The following is a 24,668-nucleotide window of genomic DNA, read 5'->3' on the forward strand; positions in this document are numbered from 1 at the left end:
CTACCGGCCGATCGGGCCGGTGTGGCGAACGGTGCGGGCGTGCGGTGCGGGCGGGCGTGCAGGCCGGGCGTACGGGGCCGGCGGGATCAGAGTCGGTGGATCCCGCCACCCAGGCACAGCTCGGCGGCGGGGCTCTGCAGCAGCGTGTGGACGAAGAGCAGGCGCGCCCCGCCGGCGTCGAGCGCCGCGATCCGGTGCGGCGTGAGCGAGTCGAAGTGCGCGCTGTCGCCGGGACCGAGGTCGTGCACGGTCTCTCCGAGCACGACGCGGAGCCTGCCGTCGAGGACGTACAGCCACTCCTCGCCGGGGTGGACGCGCACGAGATCGCCTTCGGCGCCGTACGGGACGTGGACCCGCAGGGCCTGCATCGCACGGCCTGATCCGCCGGCCTGCCGGTAGGCCCAGCCGTCCGCTTCCGTGCCGCGCGGGACGTCCTCGACCGGACCGCCGCGGACGATCGCGTCACGTTCGGGCGGCATCTCCCCCAAGAGCTCGGAGACGGTCGTACCGTAGACACGGGCGAGTCCGAGCAGCATCGGGAGCGAGGGCTGCCTGCGGCCCGTCTCCAGCCGCGAGAGGTGGGCCGGGGAGAGCCCGGCCCGTCCGGCCGCCGCCTCCAGGGTGAGGCCGCGGCTGCGGCGCAGGTCGCGGAGGCGGGGCGCGACACCGGGGAGCTCGTCGGCCACCCCTCCGTCAGGAGGATTCATGCCTCCATTGAGCCAGCACCTTTCCTCCGGGGCAAATTTATTGCCTCGGAGGCAAAAGGCGCCCTCAGCGGTTGGCGACGGCCTGCTTCACCAGGGTCCGGCCGAAGTCCCACATCAGCCCGCTCCCGCTGTGCGCGTCGTCCATGACGGCGGTGAACGCCCTGACGAAACGGTCGACCTCGGGCTCCCCGATGACCAGCGGCGGAATCAGTTTGATCACCTCGAGGTGATCGCCTGAGACCTGGGTGAGGATCCGGTGCTTCTGCAGCAGCGGCACCACCACCATCTGCGCGAAGAGCCCCTTGCGGGCGGCCTGCAACATCGTCCAGCGGCTGCGGAGCCCGAGGGAGGACGGCCGACCGAACTCGATGCCGATCATCAGCCCTCGCCCGCGCACCTCGTGCAACAGCTCGTAGCGGCCGACGAGGGCGGCGAGCCGTTCGCGTAGCAGGTCACCGGTGCGGCGGGCGTTCGCCACGGTCTCCTCCTGCTCCATGACGGCGAGGACGGCGAGCCCGGCGGCCATGGCCTGGGCGTTCGATCCGAAGCTCGCGGAGTGGACGAGGACCCGGTCCATGGAGGAGTAGACGCGCTTGAAGATCCAGTCCTTGCCGAGCGTGGCGCCGACCGGGACGTACCCGCCGGAGAGCGCCTTGGCGATACAGAGCAGATCGGGCTCGACCCCCTCCTCGTGCTGGTAGGCGTAGAAGTCGCCCGTCCTGCCGAGGCCGGTCTGCACCTCGTCGGCGATGAGCACGGCCTTGTGCCGGTGGAGCAGTTCCTGCGCCTCCCGCAGGAAGCCCGGGGGTGCGGCGTGGACGCCCTTGCCCTGGATCGGCTCCACGACCAGCCCGGCCACGTCTCCGCGCTTCAGTTCACGCCGCAGGGCGTCGAGGTCGCCGAGCGCGATGGACGTGTCGGGGAGCAGGGGCGCGAACCCGTCGCGGAAGCCCTTCTCGCCGTTGACGGAGAGCGAGCCGGTGGTCAGCCCGTGGAAGGCGTGGTCGCAGTAGAGGATCCGCGGCTTGCCGGTGGCGTAACGGGCGAACTTCAGCGCGGTCTCGACCGCCTCCGTACCGCTGTTACCGAAGAACACGCGGTCCAGGTGCGGGCTGTGGGCCAGGAGCTTCTCGGCGAGCAGCCCGGGCAGCGGCTGGCAGTCGAAGCGCGTGAGGTCGGCGAGCGAGGCGTCCAGGACGTCGTGGAGCGCCTTGCGAACGACGGGGTGGTGCCTGCCGAGCCCCATCACGCCGAAGCCGGCGAGCATGTCGAGGTAGTCGTTGCCCTCCGCGTCCCAGAAGTGCGCGCCCTCGGCCCTCTCGTAGACCTTGTCGAAACCGAGGGTGTGAAGCATCCGCGGCAACTGGTGGTTGAGGTGGCGGGCGTGCAACTCGTAGCGTTCAGGACCTCGCTCCGCGAGGAGCCGCCCAAGATCGAAGCCAGGCCGTTCGTCCTTCATACCTCGTTCTCCTTCGGCACGTTCCGCTCCTCCACCGTCGTGCGGCGCTCCAGCGCCGCGCCGATGCGTCCGGCGACCTCCACCGGGGTGAGTCCGATCTCCGCGAGTACCTCACCGCGCCCGGCGTGCGCGAGGAACTGCCCGGGAATGCCGAACGTCCGCAGGGGTACGTCGACGTCCGCGTCCCGCAGGGCCTGTCCGACGGCCCAGCCGACCCCGCCGGCCCTGCTGTTGTCCTCGACGACCGCCACCAGCCGGTGCTGCGCGGCGAGCGCGGGCAGGTGCCCGTCCACCGGTTTCACCCAGCGCGGGTCGACGACCGTGCAGCGGATTCCGGATCCGGCGAGCAGGTCGGCGGCCTGCAGACAGAGCGGGGCGAGCGCCCCGACGGCCACCAGCAGGACATCCGGGTCCGGCGCCCGGTGCAGGAGGTCCATACCGCCGATCCTTCCGACGGCCGGGACGGGCTCCCCCACCGACTCCTTCGGGAACCGGATCACCGTCGGTGCGTCATCGATGCTGACGGCCTCGCGCAGTTCCTCGCGCAGGCGGTCGGCGTCGCGCGGGGCCGCGATCCGGAGCCCGGGGACGACCTGGAGGACGGACATGTCCCACATGCCGTTGTGCGAGGGGCCGTCGACCCCGGTGACCCCGGCCCGGTCGAGGACGAAGGTCACCCCGCACCGGTGCAGGGCGACGTCCATCAGGAGTTGGTCGAAAGCCCGGTTGAGGAAGGTCGCGTAGACGGCGACGACCGGGTGCAGACCGCCGGTGGCCAGCCCCGCGGCGGAGACCGCGGCATGCTGCTCGGCGATCCCGACGTCCCAGATCCGGTCGGGGAACCGCGCCGCGAAGCGGGTCAGCCCGACCGGGTGCAGCATGGCCGCGGTGATCGCGACCACGTCAGGGCGCTCGGCCCCGATCTCCGCGATCTCGTCGCCGAACACCGAGGTCCAGGACGGCGCGGCGGGGACGACGAGGGGTTCGCAGGTCAGGGGGTCCATCCTGCCGACGGTGTGGAAGCGGTCGGCGTCGTCGGCCAGGGCGGGTGCATAGCCGCGGCCCTTCTCGGTGATGCAGTGCACCAGCACCGGACCGTGGAAGCGCCTGGCCCGCTGCAGTGCGGACTCGACCGCTGCGGTGTCGTGCCCGTCGACCGGTCCGACGTACTTCAGACCCAGGTCCTCGAACAGGCCCTGGGGGGCGAACGTGTCCTTGAAGCCCTTCTTCGCGCCGTGAAGCGATCCGTACAACGGCGGTCCGATGACCGGTGTCTGCTGGAGCACCCCCTTGCCCCAGGACAGGAAGCGCTCGTAGCCGTCGGTCGTACGGAGGGTGGCGAGATGGTTCGCGAGACCGCCGATGGTCGGAGCATACGACCGCTCGTTGTCGTTGACGACGATGATCAGCGGGCGGTCACCGGCCGCCGCGATGTTGTTGAGGGCCTCCCAGGCCATGCCGCCGGTGAGTGCCCCGTCGCCGATGACCGCCACGACATGGCGGGCACGGCCCAGCACCTCGTCGGCCTTGACGAGGCCGTCCGCCCAGCCGAGCACGGTGGAGGCGTGGGAGTTCTCGATGACGTCGTGCTCGGACTCCTCGCGGGAGGGGTAACCGGAGAGACCGTCCTTGCCGCGCAGCTTGGAGAAGTCCTGGCGGCCCGTCAGGAGCTTGTGCACATACGTCTGGTGCCCGGTGTCCCACAGGATGCGGTCCACGGGCGAGTCGAAGACCCGGTGCAGGGCGACGGTGAGTTCGACCACTCCGAGGTTGGGTCCGAGATGACCGCCCGTCCTCGTCACGGCCCGGATGAGGAACTCCCTGATCTCCTGGGCGAGCTCTCCGACCTCCTGCCGGCTCAGCGCCTTGAGGTCCGGCGGCCCTTTGATGGATTCCAGCAGCGTCACGCTCGGGCCCCTCTCTGGTCCTGTCATCGGCTCACGGTCACATCGACCGCACCGGCACCGGCGCGCACCGGGCGACCGCCACCGGCCCGGCCGGATGCGCCGCGAGGGGCGGCACACCAGGAGCAGCCGGGCCGGCAGCCGGGGAAGACACCGGTGCGACCGGCTCCCGGCTCCCCTGCGGTCATGACCTCAGCGGTTCCCGCCGATCGTCTCCCGTGCCGCTCGCAGGGATTCCTTCAGCGACCCCATGGTGGCGAGCACCGCGGTGGGCTCGTAGCCGCAGTGCGCCATGCAGTTGGCGCAGCGCGGGTCCTTGCCACGGCCGTACTTGTCCCAGTCCGTGTCCTCGATGAGCTCCCGGTAGGTCGGCACGTACCCGTCGCTCATCAGGTAGCAGGGCCGCTGCCAGCCGAAGAGCGAGTAGTTGGGGATCGCCCAGGCCGTGCACGGGAAGTCGGCCTTGCCTTCGAGGAAGTCCAGGAAGAGCGGCGAGTGGTTGAGCCTCCAGCGGCCGCGGTTGCCGCCGGCGAACGACTTCTTGAACAGCTCACGGGTCTGCTCGACGCCCAGGAAGTGCTCCTGGTCGGGCGCCTTCTCGTAGGCGTAGGCGGGCGAGATCATCATCTCGTCGACCTTCATCTCGTCATTGAGGAAGTTGAGCACCTCGATGACGGTCTGCGGGGTGTCCGTGTTGAAGAAGGTGGAGTTGGTCGTGACCCGGAAGCCGCGCCGCTTGGCCTCCTTCATCGCCTCCACCGCTTCGTCGAAGACGCCTTCCTTCGCGACCGATTCGTCGTGCCGCTCACGCAGTCCGTCGATGTGCACCGCGAAGGCGAAGTAGCGGGAAGGGGTGAACTTGTCGAGCTTCTTGCGCATCAGCATGGCGTTGGTGCAGAGGAAGACGTACTTCTTCTTCGCCACCAGCTGGCGCACGATCTCGTCGATCTGAGGGTGCATCAGAGGTTCGCCGCCGGCGATGGAGACCATCGGGGCACCTGATTCCAGCACCGCCCCGACGGCCTGTGCGACCGGCATGCGCTGCTTGAGCACTCCGGCCGGGTGCTGGATCTTGCCGCAGCCCTCGCACGCCAGATTGCAGGCGAACAAGGGCTCCAGCTCGACGATCAGCGGAAACTTCTCCCGCTTGCGGAGCTTCTGTTCGAAGAGATACGTCGCAACCTTGATGGACTGACGGAGCGGCATGGCCATCTGGGCTCACCTCCTGGGGAGCAGCAAAGATCGGTGCCATTCATGAAAAGCCGGAAGGACGGCACGGAGAACACGGAATGCCGATATTCCACCGCGGACCGTGCCGATACGGACGAGCTCATGCTCTGGAGCGTCCACGACCACCCGTACGGCCGCAACCGGGCGTGGCCCCGTGCGTACGGCGGTGCGGAGCGTGGCGGCGGACTCCATGTCCACCGCGATGGCACCGGTGGCCCGGAGGCCGGCCCGCTCCGGGCCCCGGACGACATGCCCGGAGCCGGCCAGCGGGCCGGTGTGGACCGTGCGTCCGGGCACCACCCTGACCAGCGCGTCGACCAGCAGGCCCGTACCGCTGCAGGGCGTCGTACCGCCGGAGTCCCGGGTCTCCTCGGCCACCACGAGGTCGCCCGGGTGCATGCCGGGCTCCAGCCCGGCACAGAAGCCGGAGGCGATGACCGCCGTCCCTCCGGCCCCGCCCAGTCCCAGTGCGTCCCGGACGGCGTCCTCCGCAGCCCGGGGGCCCATCCCGGACCGGATGATGCTCACCGGTCCGGGGCCGGGAAGGCCGCTCCTCCTGCCGGTGCGCAGGGCGAGGCGCTCGATGCCGAGCGCGCAGGCGATCAGCAGCGGCGTGGTGGGACCGGGCGGCTCCGGTGCACCACCCATGGACTCAGGCCCCCTTACCGCTGCCGCTGCCGGCAGCGGTGGCGAAGGGGTCGCCGTACACGTACCGCCCCAGGGCGGTGAGCGGGAAGACCTGCCGGTAGAGGTGGTAGTTGATCGAGAAGTCCCAGGGGAAGCCCGTGCCGGTGAAGTGCGGCTCGTCCCAGGAGCCGTCCGCCTGCTGGGTCTCCGCGAGCCAGGCGACGCCCCGCTCCACGGACCTGCTCTCCCGCTCCCCCGCCGCCAGGAGCGCGAGCAGCGCCCATGCCGTCTGGGAGGCCGTCGAGCTGCCGTGCCCGATCCACTTCTCCTCGCGGTAGGAGCGCAGGTCCTCGCCCCAGCCCCCGTCGTCGTTCTGGACGGACTTCAGCCAGTCGCAGGCCCGTCTCACCGAGGGATGCGCGGCGGGCAGCCCGGCCGCGATCAGCGCGGGCACCACAGAGCCCGTTCCGTAGATGTAGTTGACGCCCCAGCGGCCGAACCAGGCCCCTGTGGCCTCCTGTTCGGCGAGCAGCCAGTCGACGCCCCGGCGGGTACGGGGGTCGCTCGACCGGCCCTCGACGGCGAGCATCTCCACCACGTGTCCGGTGACGTCGGCCGACGGCGGGTCGATGACCTCACCGAAGTCACAGAACGGCAGCCGGTTGGGGAAGGGGCTGGTGTTGTCCGCGTCGAAGGCTCCCCAGGCGCCGTCGCGCGACTGCATGCCGAGACTCCAGCGCACCCCTCGCTCGATGGCCGCCTCGATCCTCGCGGGGTCGGGGTGGCGGACGCGGCGCAGTGCCAGGACGACTTCGGCGGTGTCGTCGATGTCGGGGTAGTTGCTGTTGTGGAACTCGAACGCCCAGCCACCCGGGGCGAGTTCGGGCCTGCGTACCGACCAGTCCCCGGGCCGTACGATCTCCTCACCGAGCATCCAGTCGGCTGCCCTCACGAGCGCCGGGTGGTCGGGGCTCACCCCCGCGTCGGCGAGGGCGATGGTGGCGAGGCAGGTGTCCCAGACCGGTGACTGGCAGGCCTCGACCATGCGGGCGCCGTCCTCGCGCCACACGGTGAACCGGTCGAGCGACTCGAGTCCGGCCCGCATGACCGGGTGGTCGAGGTCGTAGCCCAGCAGGTGCAGGGCGATGACGGAGTACACGGCGGGCGGCTGGATCCCGCCCCAGCAGCCGTCGTTCTCCTGGCGCTCGATGATCCAGCGGGCGGCCGCGTTCATGGCCATGCCGCGCAGCCGGCGCGGAGCCACCTTGTGATAGAGGTGCAGCGCCTTGTCGAGCCGCTGGAAGACTCCGTCCCAACTGTTCGCGGAGGCGGTGGGTTTGGGCGGATTGGGGCACGTCGGATCGGTGTGCAGTTCGTCGAGGGCGAAGGGGGCCGGGCGCACGGGCCGCTTCGCGGACACGATGGTGAGCGGCACGATGGTCTGGCGGGCCCAGCAGCCGAAGTCGTAGATGTTGAGCGGGACCCACTTCGGGAAGAACATCAGCTCGGGCGGGAGTTCCGGCAGGTCGTCCCACTTCCACCAGCCGAAGAGCGCGAGCCAGATCCGGGTGAAGACCCGGGACTCCGCGATGCCGCCCTGTTCCCTGACCCAGCCTGCGGCCCGGATCATGTGGGGGTCGCTCGGCCGGTCCCCGGCCAGCCGCAGGGCGACGTAGGCCTCGATGGTGGCGGAGAGGTCGGGCGGTCCTTCGTAGAAGGTGTTCCAGGTGCCGTCGCCGAGCTGTTCGCCCCGGATGAAGCGGGCGGCGGCCTTGACGGTGTCCGGGTCCTGGATGCCGAGGAACTGACGGAGCAGCAGGTCCTCCGCGTCCATGGTGACGTTGGTGGCGAGGTCGCCCTTCCACCAGCCCTGCTCGTCCTGTCTGCCGAGGAGGTGCTCCACCGAGCGTTCCGCGGCCAGCCGCGCGACGGCGAACATGTCGTCCGCGGCGGTGATTGATTCGGTCGGATCGCTGGCCGAGGCTGCGCGGAGGTTCGCGGCCCCGGTGCTTCCGTCGGTCGTCGCTGTCATGGCTTCCCCTTCGTGCAGTCTTGTCCTCTGCTGTGCTGGGGTCTCCGTCGGCGGGCGCCCCGTGGGGCGCCCGCCGGCGACTGCGAGTCATATCTGGATGGTGATCATCTCTTTCGTACGACCACGAAGTCGGCGAGCTCGGTGAGCTGCGCCCGCACTCGTTCCGGCATGTCGACGCCGTGCAGCGCCTCGATGGCTACCGCGTGCTGACGGCGGGCTTCCTGGGCGGTCCACTCGCGGCCGCCCGCCTCCTCGATGAGCGCCGCACGCGCGGCGAACTCCTCTTCGGAGAAGCTGTCGAAGTCGCTGCTCTTGGCGTCGGCGGCGAGCAGCTCGCCCAGACGCTCCGAGGCGGGCCCGCCCGCGGCGAGCGCGGCAACGACGGGCAGGGACTTCTTGCGCTGGCGCAGGTCGCTCCAGGTCTGCTTGCCCGTGGACTCCGGGTCGCCCCAGATGCCGAGCAGGTCGTCGACCGCCTGGAAGGCGAGGCCGAGGTGGTAGCCGTACGCCTCCAGGGTGTCGGCGGTACGGTCGTCGGCTCCGCCGAGCACGGCGCCGATGGAGACGGCGCAGGCGAGCAGGGCGCCCGTCTTGTTGCCCTCCATCTCCAGGCACTCCTCGACGGTGACCCGCTCGCGGTGCTCGTAGGAGATGTCCTGGGCCTGGCCGTCGATCAGCTTACGGCTGGCCGTGGTCAGCCGACGGGCCGCCCGGCCGGCCTCGACCGTGCCGAGTTCCAGCAGGATCTCGTTGGCCAGCGCGAAGAGCGCGTCGCCGACGAGGATCGCCTGCGCGGGGCCGTGCACCTTCCATACGGTGTCGCGGTGACGGCGCTGCTCGTCGCCGTCCATCAGGTCGTCGTGCAGCAGCGAGAAGTTGTGCACGAGTTCGACGGCCACGGCGCCGGGGATGCCGGCCTCCGCCGGGGCTCCCGCCGCTTCCGCGGACAGCAGGGCCAGCGCCGGACGCACGGCCTTGCCGCCGTCGCCGTCGGCAGGCCGGCCCTGGGCGTCGATCCAGCCGAAGTGGTAGGCCGCGACGGTGTCCATGGGCGGCGCCAGCCGGGCCACGGCAGCTCGCAGCACCGGCGCTGACAGGGCCCTTCCGCGCTCCAGAAGCGCGGTGACGTCCGTGGTCTCCACCACGGTGTCGTAAGCCGGATTCGCCGGGGTCACAGACTCTCCTCTTGTTCCGGTGGTACTGCTCATGCCGCCTCCTGCAGCGGATGTTCGTGGGGCCGGCCGAGGGCCTGGAGCGCGGCGTCCGCGGCACTGAAGCCGCTGCGGACGGCGCCCTCCATGGTGGCGGGCCAGCCGGTGGCGGTCCATGCTCCCGCCAGGTGGAGCCCGGGCGCGCGGGTGTGCGTGCCCGGCCTCAGGCGTGCCACGCCGGGCATGGGCGCGAAGGTCGCGGTGCGTTCCCGGGTGACGAAGAAGTCGCGGATCCCGGCACCTCGCGCCGCCGGGAGGAGCCGTTCGAGCTCGGGTACGTAGCGCTTGCGCAGCTCGGCGACGGGCAGGTCGATCTCGTCCTGCGCCGCGGACTGGGAGACGGCGAGGTACTGGCCGCCGCCCTGGAGGCCGGAGGACGCCGTACGGTCGAAGACCCACTGGACGGGTGAGCCGAGGGCGGCGAAGAACGGCCTGCGCAGCACCGTGCGGTCGTAGACTACGTGCACGTTCAGGATCGGTGCGTCGGTGAGGTCGAGCAGCCGGCCGGGGTCGTCGAGCGCGCCTTCGGGCAGCAGCCGGTGCGTCTCCCCCTGCGGTACGGCGAGGACGACGGTGTCGGCCTCGATCCGCTCGCCGTCGGTCCCGACGGCCCAGCGCCCGTCCTCGCCACGGGTGAGGGAGGTCGCCCGGGTTCGCAGGTGGATCCCGGCGCCGGCCGATTCGAGCGCCTTGCGGGCCAGGGTGTCGTGGAGGTCCCCGAGCGGCACCGCGGCCCAGCCGATGTCGGCGGCACCGGCTTCGGAGAGGAGCCCCGTCTTGAAGACCTTCGCGGCCAGCGCCATGGAGGCGTTCGGCGCGGTGGCGTTGAGCGTGGCCACTCCGACGAGGTCCCAGAGTGCCTCGATGGTGCGCTGCGACTGCCCGTGGCGCCTGAGCCAGGTGGCGAAGTCGATGCCGTCGAGCGCGGGGTCGGCGGGGTCGAGCCGGCCCAGGGCCAGGGCGGCGCGGGCGACGCCCGCCTTGTCCGCGAGCGAGAGGTGCGGGTAGGCGGCGAGTCCGCCGGCGAGGTGCAGGGGTACGGGCAGCGCGGTGCGGCGCAGCCGGCCCAGCCTCGGCCCGGCGGGCCGCCCCACGTCCAGCACGGGGACGTCGAGGCGGTCCTGGAGAGGGGCCAGGTGAGCCCCCTCGATCCGGTCCAGGAACCAGCGGTAGCCCGTGCAGCAGCGGAGGTAGACGTGCTGGCCGTTGTCGACGGAGAGGTCGCCGCGCCGGAAGGAGAAGGCGAGCCCGCCGAGCCGGGGGCGCCCTTCGAGCAGGGTGACGCCCAGCCCCGCGTCGGCGAGCCGCAGTGCCGCGGTGACGCCCGCGAGGCCGCCGCCGATGACCACGGCGCGGGAGGAACGAGGGCTCCGGCCGCTCATGCCCGCTCCCTTCGCCGTGTCGCCGCGGTCTCCACTTCACGCCGCGTCGCAGACTGGGACGCACCGAGGACCCCGGGGGTTGCCCGCCCCGCGCGGATCGGACGCGTCATCAGACCCTCCCCCTGGCAGTCCGGCGCGAGATGTACCGGGCGTCGAGCCCGGACAGCCCGCGCACCGCAACGTACGCCTTCTCGTGGCCGGGCAGCGAGACCCTGCCGCGCAGGACCGCCTCGGGATCGCGTTCGATCCGGTCCAGGAGCCGGCGGTAGATGCCGGCCATGGCCGCCACGCAGGCACCGCTGCGCCGGTCCAGCATGGGCAGCAGCCGGTAGCCCTCGGCGAAGAGGGCCCGGGCGCGCCGGACCTCGAAGTGCACCAGGCCGGCGAAGTCGGACCCGGGGGGCGGCGTGGCCCGCTGAAAGCCGGCGGAGCAGCCGAACTTCGCGAGGTCGTCGGCGGGCAGGTAGGTGCGCCCGTTGCCCGCGTCCTCGCGGACGTCACGCAGGATGTTGGTGAGCTGGAGTGCGAGGCCGAGGGTGTCGGCGTACTCCGCGGCCCGTTCCGCGCCTGGTGCTCCCGCTTCCGTCCCGAAGACACCGAGGCTGAGGCGTCCGATGGCACCGGCGACGCACCGGCAGTACGTCTTCAGGTCGTCCCAGGTCTCGTAGGTCGCGCCGCGGACATCCATCAGGACGCCGTCGATGAGCTCGTCCAGGCCGCCGAGCGGCAGCGGGAAGCGGTGGGCGGCGTCGGCGAGCGCGACCGCGACCGGGTCGGTGTCGTCCTCGTCGACCGCGCCGTCACTGATCCGGCCGAGCAGCTTCCGGGTGTCCTCCAGCCGGGCGTGCTTGGTCGCGGGATCCAGCTCGCCGTCGCCGATGTCGTCGACACGACGGGAGAAGGCGTACAGCGCCGACATGGCCTGCCGCTTCTCGTACGGCAGCAGCCGGATGCCGTACGCGAAATTGCGGGCCTGCTGTCCGGTGACGGCCTCGCAGTAGCTGTATGCGGCCTGTACCGGTGCCGACATGTACGTCGTCTGTCCCTCCACGGTCCGGCTCACCCCTCTCTGTGCGCTCTTCGCAGGACGTCTCCCACTTCGCGCAGCAGTCTGGGCGCGGTGGGCTTGGGCGGTCCGGGCAGTACGTCGAAACCGGCGGCCGAGACCGCGCCGAGGGCGGCTCGTCCTCCGCCGACGAATCCGGCGAGCAGCAGCCTCAGGCGGCCTCGGACACTGCCCACCAGGGGGATGCCCTCGTCGAGCAGGTCGCGGGCGCGCTCCGCCTCGAACGCGATCAGCGATCGCACCGCCGAGCCGGCTGACGGGGCGGCCAGGTCGGATTCGCCGACGTGGAACCGGGCCATGTCCTCGGCGGGAAGATAGATCCGGTCGCGGCCGAGGTCCTCGGCAACGTCCTGGAGGTGCTCGGCGATCTGCAGTGCGGTGCAGACGGCGTCCGAGCGGCGGATCCGTTCGGGGCTCGCGGTGCCGGTGATCTGCAGGACGAGGCGGCCGACGGGGTTGGCGGAGAGCTCGCAGTAGGCCAGTAGCTCCCCGTAGGTCCCGTAGCGGCGGACCTTCTGGTCCTGTCGGTTGGCCTCGACGAGCCCGAGGAAGGGCTCGGGGGTGAGCGCGCAGCGCCGCACGGTGGGGCGCAGTCCACGCATCAGGGGGTGGCGGGGGCCGTCGCCCGTGGCCGAGAAGACGCGGTGCAGATCGGCTTCGAGGGCGTCCAGCAGGGCGAGCCGATCGTCGGTCTGCCCGGGTTCGAGGCCGAGGTGGCGGGCGTCGGCGCCGCCGGGGACCAGGTCGCCGTCACCGATGTCGTCGACCAGACGGGCGAATCCGTAGACGGCCATCAGGTCGTCGCGCCAGGCGCGGGGCAGGAAGAACGGCGCCACGGGGAAGTTCTCGTCGGCGGCCTTGCCGAGGGTGGCGGTCGTGGCGGCGTCGGCGGACGCCTGCTGGGTGCGGGTCACTGCGTACCGCCTGACGTGGGGACGGCGAAACCACGTCGGAGCTGGAGATTTTCCATCATTGCCGTCATATCTCCCGTTCTACACTGCCGACCCAAAACATCCCTTTTCGGACACGCCGCCCATCCGGCCGAGTGCGACATGCACACAACGGGCGATATGTCGGGGCGTATCACCCCACAGTGCCGCGAATCAGTACCGTGCCAGCTTACGTTGTACAGCTCACAGAGCCGCGCCGGGGTGCAGCACGCCCTGGTGCAACATTCCGGCCGCCGTCAACCTTCCCCGGACTCCGGTCGATTGACGTCATCCGCCGGGAGGAGATCCCCCGGGCAGGCTGTGCGTGCCCTTCGCCGCGGCCGGCCGCGCACCGCAAGGGCCCCCGCCGCTGTGCTCCGGCGGGGGCCACACGGACGCGGCGTTACTTGCCGGTCTCCCGCTCGTAGGCCTTGAGCACCTCTTCGGTGGGGCCGTCCATCAGGAGCTCGCCCCTTTCGAGCCACAGCACCCGGTCGCAGGTGTCCCGGATGGTCTTGTTGTTGTGGCTGACCAGGAACACGGTCCCGGCCTCCTTGCGCAGCTCGCGGATCCGCTCCTCGGAGCGGACCCGGAACTTGCGGTCACCGGTGGCCAGCGCCTCGTCGATCATGAGGACGTCGTGGTTCTTGGCGGCCGCGATCGAGAAGCGCAGACGGGCCGCCATGCCGGACGAGTACGTCCGCATGGGCAGCGTGATGAAGTCGCCCTTCTCGTTGATCCCGGAGAAGTCCACGATGTCCTGGTACCGCGCGCGGATCTCCTCGCGACTCATGCCCATCGCGAGCCCGCCGAGCACGACGTTGCGCTCCCCGGTCAGGTCGCTCATCAGCGCGGCGTTGACGCCGAGCAACGACGGCTGGCCGTCCGTGTACACCTTGCCGTGCTCGGTCGGCAGCAGACCGGCGATGGCGCGCAGCAGGGTCGACTTGCCGGAACCGTTGGTGCCGATGAGGCCGATCGCCTGGCCGCGGTAGGCGGTGAAGGAGACCCCCCGCACCGCGTGCACCTTGCGCACACCACGGGGCTCGCCCTTGCCGCGGCGCATGATCCGGCTCAGAGCGGCGGTGGCGCTGCCCTTGCCCCCGCCGGTGCCGTTGACCCGGTACACGATGTGCACGTCGTCCGCGATCACGGTGGGGATGTGTCCCTGGGACGTTTCCTCAGCCACGGCCGTACCGTTCCTCTGCCTTCCAGAAGTACACGAAGCCCACGACGCCCACGACGAGCGACCAGGCGAGCCCGACGGCCCACACGTGCTGCGGCAGGTTCTCCGAGCCGTAGCCGTCGATCAGGGCGAAGCGGACCAGGTCCATGTAGATGGCCGCCGGGTTGTACTGCAGCACGTCGGCGATCCACTGCGGCTTGTCGGCCAGCATCACGGGGATGGAGAACATGACGCCCGAGGCGTACATCCAGGTACGCATGACGAACGGCATCAGCTGGGCGAGGTCCGGGGTCTTGCTGCCCAGCCGGGCCATGACGAGCGCCAGGCCGGTGTTGAAGAGGAACTGCATGGCCAGCGCCGGGATCACGAGCAGCCAGGAGAGCCCCGGATAGCTGCCGAAGCCGATGGCCACGGCCACCAGCACGATCATCGAGAACAACAGCTGCTGGAGCTGCTGCAGCGAGAAGGAGACGGGCAGCGAGGCCCGGGGGAAATGCAGGGCCCGGACCAGACCGAGGTTGCCCGCGATCGAGCGGACCCCTGCCATGACCGAGCTCTGGGTGAAGGTGAAGACGAAGACCCCGGTCACCAGGAACGGGATGAAGACCTCATGGCTCATGCCCCTGCTGGTGCCGAGGATCACGCCGAAGATCAGGAAGTAGACGAAGGCGTTCAGCAGCGGTGTGGCCACCTGCCACAGCTGGCCGAGCTTCGCCTGGCTGTACTGCGCGGTCAGCTTGGCCCGCGAGAACGCCAGGATGAAGTGCCGGCGGCCCCAGAGCTGCCGGATGTACGCGAACAGCCCGGGCCGGGCGCCGCTCACGGTCAGGCCGTACTTGGCGGCCAGCCGGGACGCGCTCAGTCCCTCGTCGGCTGACGGCGGGCTGCTCAGCGCAATCCCGCCGTCGTGGGTCGTGTCACTCACAGTTAAGAACTCTCGTCTTCACGATGCGCAGCTGGTCACGGGCGCGGCCGAGGCGGACAGGATCCCCGTACGAAACGAATACGGCTCATGGTCTCAGAGGTGAGCTTCTCAGATCACCGGCGGCCGGCCCAGTCTGGTCAGCCGCCATACCGTACGCCACCTCATGGGGCGCCGGGGTCCGCAGGGCTTGGTCCAGCCTTCCCGGAAGCCTCCGAACCATGCTTTGAGCGCCGGCAGCGAGGGCCTGCGGATCAGCGTGAGGAGCAGCCACACCCCGACGTAGAGGGGGACCAGCGGCGCGGGCAGGTTGCGGCGGGCGAGCCAGACGCGGTTGCGCGCCACCATGCGGTGGTAGACCGCGTGCCGCGAGGGGGCGGTGGTGGGGTGGTTGAGCACCATGTCCGCGCGGTAGTCGATCATCCAGCCGGCGTCCAGGGCACGCCAGGCGAGGTCGGTCTCCTCGTGCGCGTAGAAGAACTCGCCGGGGAGCGCGCCCGCCTCGGCGATCACCTGGCTGCGCACGGCGTTCGCCCCGCCGAGGAACGTCGTGACACGGGAGGAGCGCATCGGGTCGGAGGCGCGCAGCCGCGGCACGTGCCGCCGCTGGGTGACGCCGGTGTCCGGGTCCGCGATGCGGAAGGTGATGATCCCGAGCTCCGGGTCCGCGTCGAACGCCCGCCGGCAGAGCTCGGCGGTGTCGGTGTTCGGCAGGTACCCGTCGTCATCGAGGAAGAGGAGGACGTCCACGTCGGCTCCGGACGGGCCGAACGCCTCGATGCCGACGTTCCGCCCGCCCGGGATACCCAGATTCTCGGGCAGCTCGACGGTCCGGACGCCCGGAGGGACGTCGGGGACCGGGGCGCCGTTGCCGACGACGACCACCTCGATCCGGTCGCCGTCCTGCTTGGCGACCGAGTCGAGAAGGGCCCGCAGTTCCTCGGGACGGTTGCCCATGGTGATGATGACCGCGCCGAGTTTCATGGGAGAGCTCACTTCAGCCTGCTGGACGCCAGGATCGACACCAGGTGCAGGACGGTCTGGAGAAGGGCGATGCCGGCCATGACAGCGACCGCGAGACGGCTGAAGAAGAGGTCGTCCCTGACCACGTCGAGCACGGCCGCCGCCAGGATCACGAAGGACGCCTCGATGCCGAGGATGAGCCGGTGGAACTTGAGCGCACCGGCCGCACGGCGGGCGAACGCCATCCCGGAGGAGCGGGGCTCGGACGCGGCCTCCTTGACGGGCGGCAGCCCGCCCTGGTGGCGCGCGACGCCGACGAGGTCGGTCTCGGACTTGATCAGGATCGCGCCCAGCGCGGCCAGTGTTCCCAGGAACGCCCAGAGCCAGTCGATGCGGCCCGTGCCCCACAGGTCGGCGGCGCGCAGGCCGAAGCCGACCAGCACCGCCGCGTCACACAGATAGGCGGCCACCCGGTCCAGGTAGACGCCGGCCAGCGAGTACTGCTTCTTCCAGCGGGCCACCTCGCCGTCGACGCAGTCGAACAGCAGGTACAGCTGGACGGCGAGGACACCGAGCAGGGCGCCCGGGATGCCCGGCACGAGCAGGGCCGGGGCCGCGAGCACGCCCGCGACGGTCATCACGTAGGTCAGCTGGTTGGGCGTGACCTTGGTGGTCACCAGGCGCCGGGTGATGCGCAGCGAGATCTCGCGCATGTAGAGCCGACCCGCCCAGTGCTCGCCGCTGCGCCGGTCCTTCACACCCGGCGGGTGCACGACCGGGCGGAGTTCAGCTATGGATGGCTTTTGCATAGTCGGCGTACGCGTCCCTGATCTGGTCGGTGGACAGGTTGAGGTGTTCCAGGATCGTGAAGCGTCCCGGGCGCGTCTGCGGGGCGTACTCGACGGCCCCCACGAACTCCTCGGCGGTGAAGCCGATCTCCTCGGGCAGCACCGGCAGCCCGTGGCGCCGCAGTACGGACGCCATCTGGAGTGCCTCGTCGCCCGCGCCCCGCAGGTGCATGGCGAAGCAGGCGCCGAGGCCGACCTGCTCCCCGTGACTGGCCGCGCGCTTCGGGTGGAGCAGGTCGAAGGCGTGGTTGATCTCGTGGCAGGCGCCCGAGGCGGGCCGGGAGTCCCCTGCGACCGACATCGAGATGCCCGTCAGGACGAGGCCTTCGGCCAGCACCTTGAGGAAGGCGTCGTCGCCGACCCCGCCGGGGTGGCGGAGCACTGCCTCGCCGGCCTGCCGGGCCATGGCGGCCGCGAGCCCGTCGATCTCCTCGCCCTCGACCTCGTGGGCGAGCTCCCAGTCGGCGACGCAGGAGATGTTGGAGACCGCGTCGCCGATGCCAGAGCGCACATAGCGCGCGGGCGCCTCACGGATCACATCGAGGTCGATGACCACGGCGATCGGGGTGGGGACCCCGTAGGAACCCCGCCCGTTGTCGTTGTCCAGGGTCGCGACCGGCGAGCAGAGCCCGTCGTGGGAGAGGTTCGTCGCGACGGCGACCATGGGCATGCCCACCCGGGCCGCTGCGTACTTCGCCACGTCGATGATCTTGCCGCCGCCGAGACCGACCACGGCGTCGTAGCGGTTGCCCTTGATCCCGTCGGCGAGCCGCACCGCGGAGTCGATCGTGCCGTCGACGACCGGATACCAGTCGGCGCCCGGCAGCACCGGGGCGAGCCGCTCGCGCAGGGCGCGCCCGGACCCCCCGCTGATCGCGATGGCGAGCTTGCCCGACGCGGAGATCCGCTGGTCGGCGAGGACGCCGGCCAGATCGTCCATCGCGCCGCGCCGGATGTCGACGACGACCGGCGACGGGATGAGCCGGGTCAGTACAGGCACGCGATCTCCCTGCCCCGGGCGAGGTCGTCGTGGTTGTCGATCTCGACCCACGTCACCTCGCCGATGGGTGCGACGTCGACCGTGAAGCCGCGGTTCACGAGCTCCTGGTAGCCGTCCTCGTAGTAGAGGTCGGGGTCCCGCTCGAAGGTGGTCCTCAGGGCGTCGGCGAGCTCTTCGGCGGCCTCGGGCTCGATCAGCGTGACGCCGATGTACTCGCCGGTCGCGGTGGCCGGGTCCATCAGCTTGGTGATCCGGCGGACGCCCTTGCCGTCCTCCGTGATGACCTTCATCTCCTCGTCGGCGAGGGTCTTCGCCGTGTCGAGGGCGAGGATGATCTTCTGGCCGTTGCCGCGCGCGTCCAGGAGGGTCTTCTCGACGGAGACCGGGTGGACGGTGTCGCCGTTGGCGAGGATGACGCCCTTCTTCAGGACCTCACGTGCGCACCACAGGGAGTAGGCGTTGTTCCACTCCTCGGCCTTGTCGTTGTCGATCAGCGTCAGGGTCACGCCGTACTTCGCCTCGAACTCGGCCTTGCGGGCGTAGACCGCTTCCTTGCGGTAGCCGACGACGACCGCGACCTCGGTGAGTCCGACCTCGGCGAAGTTGGCCAGCGTCAGGTCCAGGACCGTCTTCTCGCCGTCCACCGGCACCAGGGCCTTGGGCAGCGTGTCCGTGTACGGACGCAGACGGCGTCCGGCACCGGCTGCCAGTACGAGGCCGATCATGCGAGTTCTCCTTCGTCGTGTACGGCGGGGGCCGAGGAGGACACCCAGAAGCGGATGGACTCCACGAGCACCACCAGAGCCACGGCGGCCGCGAGGGCGGTCAGAGCCGTGGTGAAACCTGAACCATGGATCAGTACGGCGGCGAGTACGGCCACGACCAGGGTCCGGCCCTCGTGCCCGCCGACGGTGCGCACCAGCCACTGGGGCGGTGCCCCGGTGCCGCCCCGGATGCGGTACACCGTGTCGTAGTGATGGTAGGCGACGGCCGAAACCAGACCGAATGCCGCGGGAACGGCGTGCGGTACGTCGCTGCGGGCCGCCAGGACGAGGACCGTGCAGTACTCGGCCGCCCGGAAGACCGGAGGGACGAGCCAGTCGAGCGCGCCCTTGAGCGGCCTCGACACGGCCATGCCCGAGAGGACCGCGTACACCGCCGCCACGCCGACGGTGAGCCAGCCGCCGTAGGGGGCGAACAGGGCCGCGGCGACCATCACCAGCGCCCCGGCGAACGCCAGGACCGGGGCCGTGAAGCCACCGCCCGGACGGCGCAGCGCGGCTGCCGCGGCCTGGGCGAGCGGTCCGGAGTCGGCGAGGTCGTACAGCGCCCGGGCCGCGCGGTCGGTGCGCTGCGCCTTACGGGTCAGCGAGCGCAGCAGACGGCCGGCCGTCGTGTAGCAGGCGGCGAGGGCGCAGCCGACGAGCAGCGCGTAGAAGACGATCCGGGGCGTGGTCACCGCGGTGAGCACGGCGATCATCGCCCAGCGTTCGCCGATGGGCAGGACTATCATCCGGCGCAGCCAGACCGTCCAGCCGACGCTGTCGAGCTTGTCGGAGAGCGCGGCGGTGGGGCTCGTGTTGGACACCGCGTCGTGGTTCGCCTCGTTGAACGAGAAGTCGACGACGTGGCGGCAGGCCTGGAGCACCATCGCGCCGAGCGCGAGGACCCATACGTCGTCGCCGCCCCGGGCGGCACCGAGGGCGAGGCCCGCGTAGTACGCGTACTCCTTGGCCCGGTCGAAGGTGGCGTCCAGCCAGGCGCCCATCGTCGAGTACTGGAGCGAGTACCGGGCGAGCTGCCCGTCGGTGCAGTCCAGGACGAAGGAGAGGAGCAGGAGCACCCCGGCGGCGACGTAGCCGCCGCGGGTGCCGGTCGCCGCGCTGCCGGCCGCGATCAGCGCGGTGATCAGCGAGGCGGTGGTGACCTGGTTGGGAGTGAACCCCCGGCGGGCGCACCAACGGGCGATGTAGCGGGAGTAGGGGCTGATGAAGTAGGTGGTGAAGAAGCCGTCGTGGGCCTTCACCGCGTTGCGCAGCCGTACGGCCTCGTCGTCGACCGCGGCCGCGGCCGCCAGGGCGGTGGACCGCTCCTCGGGTGCCCTGGGCACGGAGGCCGTGAGCGAACCGAGCTCGGGGCGCTGTACGGGGGTGCCCTCCGCCTCCAGCGCCACGGCCAGCCGGCCGGGCACCGTGCGTTCCTCGGTGACGGGCCGGGCGCCGGGAGGCGCGACGGGGCTTCCCGCACCGACGGCGGTCACGACCCGCCGCAGGGCGCGGAGCAGGGCGGGACGCGCTTCCGGCTGCGCGGTGAGCGCCCCGGGGATCGACGCGGCGGCGAAGCGGGGGTCGGTGAGTCCGAGCCTGAGGGCGTGGACGTGGCCGACGAAGCGGGGGTCCACGAGCGCGACGCGTCTGCTCGCGGGGACTGCCGCGAGCAGCTCGGCCGCCTCGGTGGCATCAGCTGCGGCAGTCACCTCGAAGCCGAGTGACCGCAGATCGTCCTCGAGCGACGATCCGGGTACCGGCGCACCGGTGAGGATGGCGGTCGACAGACGAACTCACTCCTTGGTGCTGACGGGACCGGCGCGCGGACATGAGGCCCGGAGATGGACCGGCGGCGCGTCGGCTGAGGCTATCGGATGAACGGAAGACCTAGTTCACCGCCCGTTTGTGCTCCGTTCGGGCGAATCAGCCATCATGCGGCGCCGTTCGCGATCATCATCGTCGATCAACACCTCGACCCACAAACCGCGTCCGGACTGCGCATAAGCTGGCTCATATGACGTGGTTGATCACAGGCGGGGCCGGATATATCGGGGCACATGTGGCGAAGGCCATGACGGCTGCCGGAGAGAGGGTCGTCGTCCTCGACGACCTCTCGACGGGCATCGAGGAACGGCTGCCCGCGGGCATCACCCTGGTGCGGGGCTCGGCCTCGGACCGCGGGGTGGTGGACCGGGTGCTGGCGGAGCACGCCGTTTCGGGTGTGGTGCATCTCGCGGCGAAGAAGCAGGTCGGGGAGTCCGTCGAGAAGCCGCTGCTCTACTACCGGGAGAACGTGGCCGGGCTCACGGTGCTGCTGGAGGCCGTGGTCGCGGCCGGGGTCCGGCGCTTCCTGCTGTCCTCCTCGGCGGCGGTCTACGGCGTCCCCGACGTGGATCTCATCACGGAGGAGACCCCCTGCGCGCCGATCAGCCCCTACGGCGAGACCAAGCTCGCCGGGGAGTGGCTGGTGCGCGCGACGGGCCGGGCCCACGGCATCTCGACGGCCTGTCTGCGGTACTTCAACGTGGCGGGGTCGGCCGAGCCCGGGCTGGCCGACACGGGTGTCTTCAACGTCGTCCCGATGTTCTTCGACCGGCTGACGCGGGGCGAGGCTCCGCGGATCTTCGGTGACGACTACCCGACACCGGACGGCACCTGCGTACGCGACTACATCCATGTCGCCGACCTGGCGGACGCGCACCTGGCCGTCGCCCGGAAGATGGGCGCGGGCGCCGGCGACCTCACCGTGAACATCGGCCGGGGCGAGGGCGTCTCGGTACGCCGGATCGCCGAGCTGGTGGCAGAGGTCACCGGCCTCCCGGCGGAGCCGGTGGTCGAGCCGCGGAGGCCGGGGGACGCGGCGCGGGCGGTCGCGTCGGCCACCCGGATGACCGACGAGCTGGGCTGGACGGCACGGCGTGACATGCGCGAGATGGTGCGGTCGGCCTGGGAAGGCTGGTGCCTGCGCCACCCCGAAGCCCGTGTCGCGCGGTGACGGACCGCTCCCCGTCAGCGCGCTGACCTGCGATCGTTTCTGCAGGTCAGAGCACATGACAACGGTGTTCAGTGCCGTGTTGCCCGCTGCCCCTCCCCCGTAGTTCACTGGCCGCATCGGGCGAGGCGCGTCCGAGCTGGACCACACCTTTCCGGAGGCGTACTCATGGGGGCTGGCCACGATCACGGGCACACGCACGGAGGGGCTCCCCCGACGGGGACGGCCGCCGCCGCGTACCAGGGTCGGCTCCGGGTCGCCCTGGGCATCACGCTCGGCGTCATGGTCATGGAGATCGTCGGCGGGCTGCTCGCCGACTCGCTCGCCCTGATCGCGGACGCCGCCCACATGGCGACCGACGCGCTGGGGCTCGGCATGGCCCTGCTGGCGATCCACTTCGCCAACCGGCCGGCCGGTCCCAACCGCACCTTCGGTTACGCCCGGGCCGAGATCCTCGCCGCACTGGCCAACTGCCTGCTGCTCCTCGGCGTGGGCGGATACCTGGTCTTCGAGGCCGTAGACCGCTTCATCACTCCGGCCGAGACCAGGGGCGGCCTGGCCATCGCGTTCGCCGCCGTCGGGCTGGTGGCCAACGTGGTCTCCCTCTCCCTGCTGATGCGCGGGCAGCGGGACAGCCTCAACGTGCGGGGCGCCTACCTCGAGGTCGTGGCGGACACGCTCGGCTCGATGACCGTCCTGGTGTCCGCGGGCATCATCATGGCCACCGGCTGGCAGGCCGCCGACCCCATCGCCTCGCTGCTGATCGGTCTCATGATCGTCCCCCGTACGGTCAAACTCCTGCGGGAGACGCTCGACGTGCTGCTGGAGTCGGCCCCCAAGGGCGTCGACATGGACGACGTGCGCGCGCACATCACGGCGCTGCCCGGTGTGCTGGACGTCCACGATCTGCACGCCTGGACGATCACCTCCGGCATGCCGGTCCTCTCCGCCCATGTGGTCGTGCACCAGGAGATGCTGGACTCGATCGGCCACGAGAAGCTCCTGCACGATCTCCAGGGCTGTCTGGGCCACCACTTCGACGTCGAGCACTGCACCTTCCAGCTGGAGCCCAGCGGGCACGCGGAGCACGAGGCGCGGCTCTGCCACTGAGGGGCCGGAAGCCCGGTGCCAGGGTCTGCGTCGTGTCTCAGTGTCTCCTGGACCGGAGCCGGTCGACGTGAGAGGGAGCGAGGGTCATGACTGTCCGGGCGACGGCGGTGGGGCGGGCGGTGCTGGACACCGCACGGCTACGGGGAGTCACTCGTCCTGGTGCTCGGGCGTCCGGAGTGCCACCCGGGCCCCGGCTCCGTGCCGGCCTCGCGGTTCGGGAACCAGGCCGGGTTTCGAGGTGCCGGACGAGGCGATGACGGCGCTGGTCCCGGACGGTTCCGTTCCGGCCCCGGGGGGCATGATCCACCGTCCGGGCGGCTTTTCGCGTCTGACGCGGTGTCCGTCCTGCCGCGCCCCGCGGGGCGCGGCAGGACGGACATGCCAGCACCCGAAGTGCGGACAAGCGGCTTTTGTACGGCAGACTTGACCGCACTCGAGGGGTCCGGCGCACGAGGCCGGGAACCAAAGCGAAGGATGGGTATGCCGACCACACCAGCCACCGCGGCGCACAGCTCGTCGAACGGCACAGCAGACGCGATCATGCTCGAACTGGTCGACGAGAGCGGCACCACCATCGGCACAGCGGAGAAGCTCGCGGCTCACCAGGCCCCCGGCCAGCTCCACCGGGCTTTCTCCGTCTTCCTCTTCGACGAGCAGGGACGGCTGCTGCTCCAGCGCCGTGCGCTCGGCAAGTACCACTCCCCCGGCGTGTGGTCGAACACCTGCTGCGGCCACCCCTATCCGGGAGAGGCGCCGTTCGCGGCCGCCGCGCGGCGCACGTACGAGGAGCTCGGCGTCTCGCCCTCGCTGCTCGCGGCGGCGGGCACGGTCCGCTACAACCACCCCGATCCCGTGTCGGGGCTCGTGGAGCAGGAGTTCAACCACCTGTTCGTCGGGATGGTGCAGGAACACCTGCGGCCGGACGAGGAGGAGGTCGGCGAGACGGCCTTCGTGACCGCCGGTGAGCTCGCGGAGCGTCATGCCGAGGCACCGTTCTCGGCGTGGTTCATGACCGTGCTCGACTCCGCGCGCCCCGCGATCAGGGAGCTGACGGGTCCGTCCGCGGGCTGGTGAGCTCCGCACACCGGGCAGGGGCGGTCAGAGCTGCGTCTTCAGGGGCAGCGCCGCCCAGATGATCTTGCCGCCGCCCGCGGTGTGCTCCACGTCGCAGGTACCGCCCGCCTCGGCGGTGATCTCCCGGACCAGGAGCAGCCCGCGACCGCCGGTCTGCGCGTAGTCGGTGACCAGCGCCGTCGGGCGGTAGGGGTGGTTGTCCTCGACGGAGACCCTGATCCATTCCGCCCCGATGGCCACCTCGACCGCCAGTTCGGGCGAGAGCAGGGCCGCGTGCCGCACCGCGTTGGTGACCAGCTCCGAGATGATCAGCAGCAGGCCCTGGAGGATGTCGTCCTCGACGGGTACGCCCTGCCGGTCGATCAGGTCCCGTACCGCGTGCCGGGCCTGCGGCACCGAGACGTCGACGGCGGGGGCGGTGAAGCGCCACACTCCCTCGTACGGCACGGGATGGGCCGGAACACTCCCGCGGCTCTCCATAGACCGGCACCCGCTCTCGACTCGCATCTCACTGACCATCGAGTAATGAGTGTCGGGAAGGGTGTGGTCCGGACCGCAGCTCTGACCACAAATGGTCGGTTCTAGATGCAAAGTGACCGAGTGGGTATGACAGCGTCAGGTGATTGGACTACTTCTCACCTTCTTGAGGCGTCATCTGGTCCGTCACCAGACTGACGACGCGTCGCCCGCCCACTCCGATCGCGATCAGTCCGAGCCCGTCGAACAGCAGGGCCAGCGAGAAGAAGCACCCCAGCACGTAGAGACTGCTGTGCGGCCAGTCGACGAGCACCAGCACCCCCAGCAGCAGCCCGAAGGCACCCTGCAGCAGGGTCCAGCCGAACTGGGGACCGCGTACGACGACGCTGCCGACCAGCCGGAACACTCCCCCGGTGAGGAAGAGCAGCGCGGCGAACATCGTCAGCGCCTCGGCCGTGCCCACCGGATTCCTGATGACGACGACACCGGCCGCGATGTTCAGCGCGGCGACCACCACGCCCAGCCAGAAGTACGGGGTGCCGCGGGCCTGGACCGCGTGGAGGAGGCCGACGAGTCCGCCGACGAGCAGCAGCCAGCCGAAGAGGATCATCGAGGTGAGGGTGGCCACGCCGGTGTAGACGAGGCCGACGAGCCCCGCGACGACCAGGAGCGCTCCGAACAGGGCGAGCACGCTGAAACTGCGGGTGAGCTTCTTACCCTCGGTCGTGGGCCGGGGCTTCTCGCCCTCGGCCGTGGGTCCGGCCATCCGACAGCTCCTCACG

22 protein-coding genes are annotated in these 24,668 nt (G+C 70.8%); 3 read left to right on the forward strand and 19 right to left on the reverse strand.

From position 1 onward, the window contains the following. Positions 1-86: 86 nt before the first annotated feature. The 17 genes from B9S57_RS24250 to B9S57_RS24330 all read right to left on the reverse strand — a co-directional run bounded on the left by B9S57_RS24250 (position 87) and on the right by B9S57_RS24330 (position 19,942). Positions 87-707 (reverse strand): helix-turn-helix domain-containing protein, encoded by a 621-nt coding sequence (locus B9S57_RS24250; RefSeq protein WP_103517722.1) that lies wholly within the window; start codon positions 705-707, stop codon positions 87-89. A gap of 64 nt (positions 708-771) precedes the next feature. Further along, positions 772-2,166, reverse strand: coding sequence for an aspartate aminotransferase family protein (locus B9S57_RS24255; protein ID WP_103517723.1), 1,395 nt, complete (start codon positions 2,164-2,166; stop codon positions 772-774). After that, the gene (gene dxs, locus B9S57_RS24260; RefSeq protein WP_103517724.1) at positions 2,163-4,073 is read right to left on the reverse strand and encodes a 1-deoxy-D-xylulose-5-phosphate synthase; all 1,911 of its coding nucleotides are present in this window, start codon (positions 4,071-4,073) and stop codon (positions 2,163-2,165) included. Before dxs ends, B9S57_RS24255 begins: the two co-directional genes overlap by 4 nt. 189 nt (positions 4,074-4,262) lie before the next feature. After that, positions 4,263-5,282 (reverse strand): adenosyl-hopene transferase HpnH, encoded by a 1,020-nt coding sequence (gene hpnH, locus B9S57_RS24265; RefSeq protein ID WP_103517725.1) that lies wholly within the window; start codon positions 5,280-5,282, stop codon positions 4,263-4,265. A gap of 6 nt (positions 5,283-5,288) precedes the next feature. Next, positions 5,289-5,948 carry a 1-hydroxy-2-methyl-2-butenyl 4-diphosphate reductase gene (locus tag B9S57_RS24270; protein WP_103517726.1) on the reverse strand — a complete coding sequence of 220 codons (660 nt, stop codon included), beginning with the start codon at positions 5,946-5,948 and terminating at the stop codon, positions 5,289-5,291. A 4-nt stretch (positions 5,949-5,952) separates the two neighbouring features. Continuing rightward, positions 5,953-7,959 carry a squalene--hopene cyclase gene (shc, locus tag B9S57_RS24275; protein ID WP_103517727.1) on the reverse strand — a complete coding sequence of 669 codons (2,007 nt, stop codon included), beginning with the start codon at positions 7,957-7,959 and terminating at the stop codon, positions 5,953-5,955. A gap of 104 nt (positions 7,960-8,063) precedes the next feature. After that, on the reverse strand, positions 8,064-9,167 hold the full coding sequence (locus B9S57_RS24280) for a polyprenyl synthetase family protein (RefSeq protein WP_181011451.1): 1,104 nt from the start codon (positions 9,165-9,167) through the stop codon (positions 8,064-8,066). Then, positions 9,164-10,552, reverse strand: a complete 1,389-nt coding sequence (gene hpnE / locus B9S57_RS24285) for a hydroxysqualene dehydroxylase HpnE (RefSeq protein WP_103517729.1) — start codon at positions 10,550-10,552, stop codon at positions 9,164-9,166. The genes B9S57_RS24280 and hpnE overlap by 4 nt, the downstream gene beginning before the upstream one ends. Before the next feature lie 109 nt (positions 10,553-10,661). Continuing rightward, entirely contained in the window at positions 10,662-11,582 is a 921-nt protein-coding gene (gene hpnD, locus B9S57_RS24290; RefSeq protein ID WP_181011452.1) for a presqualene diphosphate synthase HpnD, read from the reverse strand. Positions 11,583-11,611: 29 nt separating this feature from the next. Further along, positions 11,612-12,532, reverse strand: coding sequence for a squalene synthase HpnC (gene hpnC, locus B9S57_RS24295; protein ID WP_103517730.1), 921 nt, complete (start codon positions 12,530-12,532; stop codon positions 11,612-11,614). Positions 12,533-12,950: 418 nt separating this feature from the next. Further along, entirely contained in the window at positions 12,951-13,736 is a 786-nt protein-coding gene (locus B9S57_RS24300) for an ABC transporter ATP-binding protein (protein WP_103517731.1), read from the reverse strand. Continuing rightward, positions 13,729-14,658, reverse strand: a complete 930-nt coding sequence (locus tag B9S57_RS24305) for an ABC transporter permease (protein ID WP_103517732.1) — start codon at positions 14,656-14,658, stop codon at positions 13,729-13,731. The genes B9S57_RS24300 and B9S57_RS24305 overlap by 8 nt, the downstream gene beginning before the upstream one ends. 108 nt (positions 14,659-14,766) lie before the next feature. Beyond that, on the reverse strand, positions 14,767-15,639 hold the full coding sequence (locus B9S57_RS24310; protein WP_374935981.1) for a glycosyltransferase family 2 protein: 873 nt from the start codon (positions 15,637-15,639) through the stop codon (positions 14,767-14,769). Between the two features lie 8 nt (positions 15,640-15,647). Further along, a complete protein-coding gene (locus tag B9S57_RS24315; protein ID WP_103517734.1) occupies positions 15,648-16,427 on the reverse strand; it encodes a CDP-alcohol phosphatidyltransferase family protein in 780 nt (259 codons plus the stop codon). Beyond that, complete coding sequence (locus tag B9S57_RS24320) at positions 16,405-17,466, reverse strand: iron-containing alcohol dehydrogenase family protein (RefSeq protein WP_103517735.1); 1,062 nt, start codon at positions 17,464-17,466, stop codon at positions 16,405-16,407. The genes B9S57_RS24315 and B9S57_RS24320 overlap by 23 nt, the downstream gene beginning before the upstream one ends. Then, positions 17,454-18,191: a sugar phosphate nucleotidyltransferase gene (locus tag B9S57_RS24325; protein ID WP_103517736.1), complete on the reverse strand. Its 738-nt coding sequence runs from the start codon at positions 18,189-18,191 to the stop codon at positions 17,454-17,456. Before B9S57_RS24325 ends, B9S57_RS24320 begins: the two co-directional genes overlap by 13 nt. After that, positions 18,188-19,942, reverse strand: a complete 1,755-nt coding sequence (locus tag B9S57_RS24330; RefSeq protein ID WP_103517737.1) for a DUF5941 domain-containing protein — start codon at positions 19,940-19,942, stop codon at positions 18,188-18,190. The genes B9S57_RS24325 and B9S57_RS24330 overlap by 4 nt, the downstream gene beginning before the upstream one ends. A 305-nt stretch (positions 19,943-20,247) precedes the next feature. Here B9S57_RS24330 and galE point away from each other — a divergent pair, with 305 nt between their 5' ends. The 3 genes from galE (at position 20,248) to idi (ending at position 23,409) form a co-directional block, all read left to right on the forward strand. Next, positions 20,248-21,228, forward strand: coding sequence for a UDP-glucose 4-epimerase GalE (gene galE / locus B9S57_RS24335; protein WP_103517738.1), 981 nt, complete (start codon positions 20,248-20,250; stop codon positions 21,226-21,228). A gap of 165 nt (positions 21,229-21,393) precedes the next feature. Then, on the forward strand, positions 21,394-22,335 hold the full coding sequence (locus B9S57_RS24340) for a cation diffusion facilitator family transporter (protein WP_103517739.1): 942 nt from the start codon (positions 21,394-21,396) through the stop codon (positions 22,333-22,335). 480 nt (positions 22,336-22,815) lie between these two features. Beyond that, entirely contained in the window at positions 22,816-23,409 is a 594-nt protein-coding gene (gene idi, locus B9S57_RS24350) for an isopentenyl-diphosphate Delta-isomerase (protein WP_103517740.1), read from the forward strand. A 24-nt stretch (positions 23,410-23,433) separates the two neighbouring features. On the opposite strand, the gene B9S57_RS24355 is transcribed toward idi, so the two are convergent. Continuing rightward, positions 23,434-23,889, reverse strand: coding sequence for an ATP-binding protein (locus tag B9S57_RS24355; RefSeq protein ID WP_103517741.1), 456 nt, complete (start codon positions 23,887-23,889; stop codon positions 23,434-23,436). 148 nt (positions 23,890-24,037) lie between these two features. Further along, complete coding sequence (locus tag B9S57_RS24360; protein ID WP_103517742.1) at positions 24,038-24,652, reverse strand: HdeD family acid-resistance protein; 615 nt, start codon at positions 24,650-24,652, stop codon at positions 24,038-24,040. Positions 24,653-24,668: the final 16 nt, after the last annotated feature.

This window comes from Streptomyces sp. SM10 (assembly GCF_002910915.1).
GTDB lineage: Bacteria > Actinomycetota > Actinomycetes > Streptomycetales > Streptomycetaceae > Streptomyces.